General features: G+C 71.5%; 5 protein-coding genes and 1 pseudogene. 1 reads left to right on the top strand and 5 read right to left on the bottom strand.

Features of this window, described 5'->3' with window-relative positions:
- Positions 1-96: 96 nt before the first annotated feature.
- Positions 97-1,260, bottom strand: a complete 1,164-nt coding sequence (locus tag ACIBLA_RS29780) for a cysteine desulfurase family protein (RefSeq protein ID WP_399200402.1) — start codon at positions 1,258-1,260, stop codon at positions 97-99.
- Between the two features lie 275 nt (positions 1,261-1,535).
- Between ACIBLA_RS29780 and ACIBLA_RS29775 the strand changes: the two genes are divergently transcribed.
- Positions 1,536-2,378: an alpha/beta hydrolase gene (locus tag ACIBLA_RS29775; RefSeq protein ID WP_363243262.1), complete on the top strand. Its 843-nt coding sequence runs from the start codon at positions 1,536-1,538 to the stop codon at positions 2,376-2,378.
- Between the two features lie 11 nt (positions 2,379-2,389).
- Here the strand turns inward: ACIBLA_RS29775 and ACIBLA_RS29770 are convergent, their stop codons facing one another.
- The 4 genes and pseudogenes from ACIBLA_RS29770 to ACIBLA_RS29755 form a co-directional block, all read right to left on the bottom strand.
- Positions 2,390-3,292 carry a thioesterase family protein gene (locus ACIBLA_RS29770; protein ID WP_399200401.1) on the bottom strand — a complete coding sequence of 301 codons (903 nt, stop codon included), beginning with the start codon at positions 3,290-3,292 and terminating at the stop codon, positions 2,390-2,392.
- Positions 3,293-3,330: 38 nt separating this feature from the next.
- Entirely contained in the window at positions 3,331-4,002 is a 672-nt protein-coding gene (locus ACIBLA_RS29765; RefSeq protein ID WP_399200400.1) for a trimeric intracellular cation channel family protein, read from the bottom strand.
- Between the two features lie 48 nt (positions 4,003-4,050).
- Positions 4,051-5,115 (bottom strand): annotated as a pseudogene (locus ACIBLA_RS29760) (ABC transporter ATP-binding protein); the annotation flags it as partial.
- Positions 5,112-6,155 carry an ABC transporter ATP-binding protein gene (locus tag ACIBLA_RS29755; protein ID WP_363243265.1) on the bottom strand — a complete coding sequence of 348 codons (1,044 nt, stop codon included), beginning with the start codon at positions 6,153-6,155 and terminating at the stop codon, positions 5,112-5,114. The pseudogene ACIBLA_RS29760 and the gene ACIBLA_RS29755, both read right to left, overlap by 4 nt.
- Positions 6,156-6,158 lie beyond the last annotated feature (3 nt).

Here is a 6,158-nt window from a genome sequence, read left to right as displayed (position 1 = left end):
GTCCGACAACCGCTCACCCGCAGGCGACTTGACCTGCCCCACCCTCGCCACACCACAACCAACGAGAAAGAAAGGCCAAAGTCACCGGCATTGGGTCTAGCTCAGACCCGCCGTCCTCGCCCGCTGCACCGCCGGGCCGATCGCCGAGGCGACCGCCTTGACGTCGGCCTCTGTAGAGGTGTGGCCGAGGGAGAACCGGAGCGTGCCGCGCGCCAGTTCGGGGTCCGTGCCCGTCGCGAGCAGTACGTGGCTGGGCTGCGCGACCCCCGCCGTGCAGGCCGACCCGGTCGAGCACTCGATCCCCTGCGCGTCCAGCAGCAGGAGCAGGGAGTCGCCCTCGCAGCCTGGGAAGCTGAAGTGGGCGTTGGCGGGGAGGCGGTCGACGGGGTCGCCGCCGAGGACCGCGTCCGGTACGGCCTTCCGTACGGAGGCGATCAACTCGTCGCGCAGGGCGCCGATGTCGCGCGTGAACTCGCCCCGCCGTTCCGCGGCCAGCCGCCCCGCGACGGCGAACGCCGCGACGGCCGGGACGTCGAGGGTGCCCGAGCGCACGTGCCGTTCCTGGCCGCCGCCGTGCAGGACGGGGACGGGGGTGTACTCGCGGCCGAGGAGCAGCGCGCCGACGCCGTACGGGCCGCCGATCTTGTGCCCCGTGACGGTCATCGCGGCGAGTCCCGACGCGCCGAAGTCGACCTCGGTCTGGCCGAACGCCTGGACGGCGTCCGAGTGCAGCGGCACGCCGAACTCGGCGGCGACCTCGGCGAGTTCACGTACCGGCAGGATGGTGCCGATCTCGTTGTTCGCCCACATGACGGTGGCCAGGGCCACATCGTCCGGGTCGCGTTCGATGGCCTCGCGCAGGGCCTCCGGCGAGACCCTGCCGTACGTGTCGACGGGCAGGTACTCGACGTTCGCGCCCTCGTGCTCCCCCAGCCAGTGAACGGCGTCGAGGACGGCGTGGTGTTCCACGGGGCTGGCGAGTACGCGCGTCCTGGCCGGGTCCGCGTCGCGGCGGGACCAGTAGAGACCCTTCACCGCGAGGTTGTCGGCCTCGGTGCCGCCGGCGGTGAAGACGATCTCGCTGGGCCGGGCGCCGAGGGATTCGGCCAGCTCTTCGCGCGCCTCCTCGACGGTACGCCGGGCCCGCCGCCCGGCGGCGTGCAACGAGGACGCGTTGCCGACCTCGGCGAAACGAGCGGTCATCGCCTCGATCGCCTCGGGAAGCATCGGGGTGGTCGCGGCGTGGTCGAGATAAGCCATGGTGCTTTCGATTCTACGAGCCGCGACGGGTGCGGATCGCCGTGGGCGGGCGCGTGAGCGGGGCACGGGGCGCGCGGGCGGGCCGGAGAGGCGTCGCACCGTACGCCGCTCGCTGCCTGCTCCGGGGCCGTCCGGGGCCGGTCCGGCGGGAAAACCGCCACGGGGATGGCGGCGGCCCGACCGGTCGCGGCAGGAGAGCCGAGATGTTCGTCACCACCGGGCCCGACCGGCGGCGGGACCGGGGGATGTCAGACCCTCGAATTAGCCTGGTGGGCATGGATGGATGGACTCTCGGCCACACGTTCAGCAGCTCGTCCGGTGAGGTCCGGTGGGGCACCCTCGGGCCCGACGAACCTGTTGACGGACGGCCGGTCGTGCTGCTGCACGGGACGCCGTTCTCGTCGTACGTGTGGCGGGGCCCCGCGCGGGCGCTCGCGGAGCGGCATCGGGTGTACGTGTGGGACATGCCCGGCTTCGGGGCGTCGGAGATGCGGCAGGGGCAGGACGTGTCGCTGGGCGCGCAGGCGCGGGTCTTCGGCGAACTGCTCGGGCACTGGGGACTGGAGCGGCCCGCCGTCGTCGCGCACGACTTCGGGGGGTGTGTCGCCCTGCGCGCGACGCTGCTGCACGGCGCGCGGTACGGACGGCTGGCGCTGGTGGATCCCGTGGCGCTCGCGCCGTGGGGCTCGCCCACGTATCGGCTCCTCGGTGAACACGGCGGTGTCTTCGGGCAGTTGCCGCCCGGACTGCACCGGGCGCTCGTGCGGGAGTACGTCGGTTCCGCCAGCCACCCCGGACTGCGCGGGGACGTCCTGGACGCGCTGGTGGAGCCCTGGTGCACGGAGGCGGGGCGGCCCGCGTTCTACCGGCAGATCGAGCAGAACGACCAGCGCTTCACCGACGAGATCGAGGGCCGGTACGGCGAGTTGGACCTGCCGGTGCTGATCTGCTGGGGCGAGGAGGACACCTGGATCCCGCAGGAGAAGGGGCGGCAGCTCGCCCGGCTCGTCCCCGGTGCCGAGCTGCGGCTGATCGCGGGCGCCGGCCACCTCGTGCAGGAGGACGCTCCCGCCGAACTCACCCTGGCACTGGGCGACTTCCTCCGTACCGCTCCGTGATGTCGCCCCCGCTACCGCCCCTCGGGCACCCTCGCCTCCCGTGGTGCCCTGGCCAGTTGGCGGGACTGGGCCACCAGACGGTCCGCGCTGTCCCAGACTTCCGCGTCCTCCTCCAGATAGCCGCCCGCCAGGTTCCGCGTGGTGACGAAGACCCGCAGCGGCCCCGGTGCCGGGCGGCTGCGGATGTGGGTGGTCAGTTCGACCGTCGGGGTCCAGCCCATGAGCCCGAGGTCGAAGGCGGTCGGCGGGAAGGCGTCCACCGTCAGCAGCAGCGAGAGCGGGTCCGGCTCGCGGGGGTCCGCCAGCGAGAACCATCCGCGCACCTCGCCCTTTCCGGAAGGTGAGCCCACCGCCCAGCCCGCCGTCTCCGGGTCCAGCCTGACCACCACGCGCTGCGTGAAGCCCGAGTCGCCCGGAAGGGCGGCCGGCCCGTCCTCCGTACCGAGGCACCGCTCCGGCGGCGGAAGCGTGGGCGGCTTGACCGAGGTGCGGACGTCGTCGCTGAGGGAGTCCAGCGCGCCGTACGCGGCGAGGACGCGGACGCGTTCGACCTCCGTGCCGTCGGGCTCGTACTGGTAGAGCGACGCCTGCCCGGTGGTGAGGGTGCGGCCGGACCGTACCGCCTCCGTACGGACGACCGCCGGGCCGGGCTTCGACGGGGTCAGGTAGTGGGCCGTGACCGTGAAGGGATCGGGGTGCGGCAGCGCGTCGCGCAGCGCGCGGGCCACGATCGCCAGCAGATAGCCGCCGTTGACGGCGGAGAGGATCGCCCACCCCTCGGACAGTTCGGCGTCGTAGACGCCCGGTTCACGGAGGGTGACGGAGGTGTCGCGGTCGAACTCGTTGCCGACGTCGCCGTCGTACTCGCCGCCGAACTCGCCGTCCGCGATGGATTCCTGCGCTGCCTGTGCCATGAACAGAACCGTACAACATCGCCTTACTGAGCGGTAGCTTAGATGTTCGATCCCGGCTCCTCGGCCGCCGTCGAGCGCCGGTTGTAGGCACGCGGCGCCCGCCAGTGGAAGCGCATGGCCAGCAGCCTCAGCACGAACGCCGTGACGGCCGCGAGCCCGCTCGTCAGCCCGTTCAGCGCGTCGAGACGGATGCAGATCACCACCGTCGTCGCGCCGACGATCGCGGGTACGGCGTACAGGTCGCGGTCCCAGCGCAACAGCGACGGGACCTCGTTGGCGAGGACGTCGCGCAGCACACCACCGCCCGCCGCCGTGGCGAGACCGAGCGCGGCGGACGCGGTGAGGCCGAGCCCGTACTCGTACGCCTTCACCGTGCCCGTCACGCAGAACAGCCCGAGCCCCGCCGCGTCGAAGACGTTCACCGCGCCCTGGATGCGTTCGACATGCGGGTGCAGGAAGAAGACCAGGACCGTCGCGACCAGCGGCATCGTGAAGTAGCCGAGGTCGGTGAAGGCGGCCGGCGGTACCGCGCCGATGATCAGGTCCCGGAGCAGCCCACCGCCCAGCCCGGTGGCCTCGGCGAGCACCGCCATGCCGAAGACGTCGAAGTTCTTGCGGACGGCCAGCAGCGCGCCGGATATCGCGAAAACGAAGATGCCCGCGAGGTCGAGCGAGTGCTGGACGGAGGGGGTGAACAGTTCCTGGAACACCCGACAGTTCTACCGCGCGCCCCACGAGCCCCGTCCCGGGGAGACTCAGACAGCCTCCGTCAGCGCCTCCGGCTCCGTCTGCGTCACCGCCGCGATCCCCGTCGCCCGCGTCCGCTCCACCGTCCCCGCCTCGATCTCCGCGGCGAAGTGGCACGCCACCCGGTGGCCGTCCCCCAGCACCGTCAGCTCCGGCCGCTCCGTCGCGCAGCGAGTCTCCTGCTTCCACGGGCAGCGCGTGTGGAAGCGGCATCCGGCCGGCGGGGAGGCCGGGGACGGCAGGTCGCCGTGGAGCAGGATGCGTTCGCGGCGGTCCTCCACCTCCGGGTCGGGCACCGGGACCGCCGACATCAGGGCCTTCGTGTACGGGTGCCTCGGCTCGGCGTACAGCGCGTCGCTGGGGGCCTCCTCCACCAGCGAGCCCAGATACATGACCCCGATAACGTCCGAGATATGGCGGACCACGGCCAGGTCGTGGGCGATGACGAGATACGTCAGCCCCTTGGACTCCTGAAGCTCCTCAAGGAGGTTGATCACCTGCGCCTGGATGGAGACGTCGAGCGCCGAGACCGGCTCGTCGCAGATGATCACGTCCGGTTCGAGGACGAGCGCCCGTGCGATGCCGATGCGCTGGCGCTGGCCGCCGGAGAACTCGTGCGGATAGCGCGAGAGCGCGTTCGTCGGCAGGCCGACCTCCGCGAGGATCTTCTTGATCCGCCTCCGGCGGTCCTCCTGGTCGGCGCCGATGCCGTGCGCCGCCATGCCCTCGGAGAGGATCGACTCGATGTTCTGCCGGGGGTTGAGGCTGCCGAGCGGATCCTGGAAGACCATCTGGAGGCGGTGCCGGATCTTCCGCATCTCCTCCTCGGGCAGCTTCGCCAGATCCGTGCCGTCGAAGACGACCTCGCCGTCGGTGATGTCGACGAGGCGCAGGACGGCGCGGCCGAGGGTGGTCTTGCCGCAGCCCGACTCCCCCACCAGGCCGTACGTCTGGCCCGCCTCGACCTTCAGCGAGACGCCGTCGACGGCGTACACATGGCCGACGGTACGGTCGAAGAAGATGCCCTTCTTGACGGGGAAGTGGACCTTGACGCCGTCCAGTTCGAGCAGACTCATGAGGAGACCTCCGCCGTGGGTTCCACCGGATCAGCAGGATCGGAAGTGCCGGCCGGCAGGACCGGGTTGACGCAGCGCACCTGGTGGCCGGGCGCGCGCGGTTCGGTGAGTTCCGGCGTGCCCGTCAGGCACTCCATCGTGTAGAAGTCGCACCGGGGCGCGAACGCGCAGCCGTCCGCCCACGCGATCTTGTCGTTGATCGACCCCCGGATCGGCCGGAGCGCTTCGCCGCGCGGTGCGTCCAGGCGCGGGATGGAGCCGAGCAGACCGTGCGCGTACGGATGGGTGGGGTGCGCGAACAGTTCACGGCGGCCCGCCGTCTCCACCGCCCGCCCCGCGTAGAGCACATTGACCTGGTCGCACAACCCGGCGACGACGCCCAGATCATGAGTGATCATCAGAAGCGCCGTGCCCTCCTGATCCACCAACTCCTTGAGCAGTTCTAGGATCTGGGCCTGGATGGTGACGTCGAGCGCCGTCGTCGGCTCGTCCGCGATCAGCAGGCGCGGCGCGCACGCGACCGCCATCGCGATGAGCGCGCGCTGCCGCATGCCGCCCGAGAGCTGGTGCGGGTACTCCTTCAGCCGCCGGTCCGGGTCGGGGATGCCGACGCGGTCGAGCAGCGTGGCGGCCTCCTTACGGGCCGGTTCGCCCTTCAGCCCGCGGTGACGGGTCAGGATCTCGGTGACCTGCACGCCGATGGGGACGACCGGGTTGAGCGAGGAGAGCGGGTCCTGGAAGATCATCGCGAGCTGGCTGCCGCGCAGGTCGCGGATCTTCTTCTCGCCCATGGACAGCAGGTCGGCCCCGTCGAACTCGGCGCGACCGCCCACGGTCACCCCCTTGCGCGGGAGCAGCCCCATCAGGGCGAGCGCCGTCACGGACTTGCCGCAGCCCGACTCGCCCACCAGGCCGACGACCTGGCCCTCGGCGACATCGAAGGAGACGCCGTCGACGGCCTTCGTGTCGCGCCGAGTACCCCGCCCCGTACCGTGCCCGGCGAAGGTGACCGACAGTGCGTCAACTGACAGTAGCGACATGGG

This window comes from Streptomyces sp. NPDC050433 (assembly GCF_044458565.1).
Classification (GTDB): Bacteria; Actinomycetota; Actinomycetes; order Streptomycetales; family Streptomycetaceae; genus Streptomyces.
Note: the sequence above shows the minus strand (reverse complement) of the source record. Positions and strands in the feature narration are given on the sequence as shown.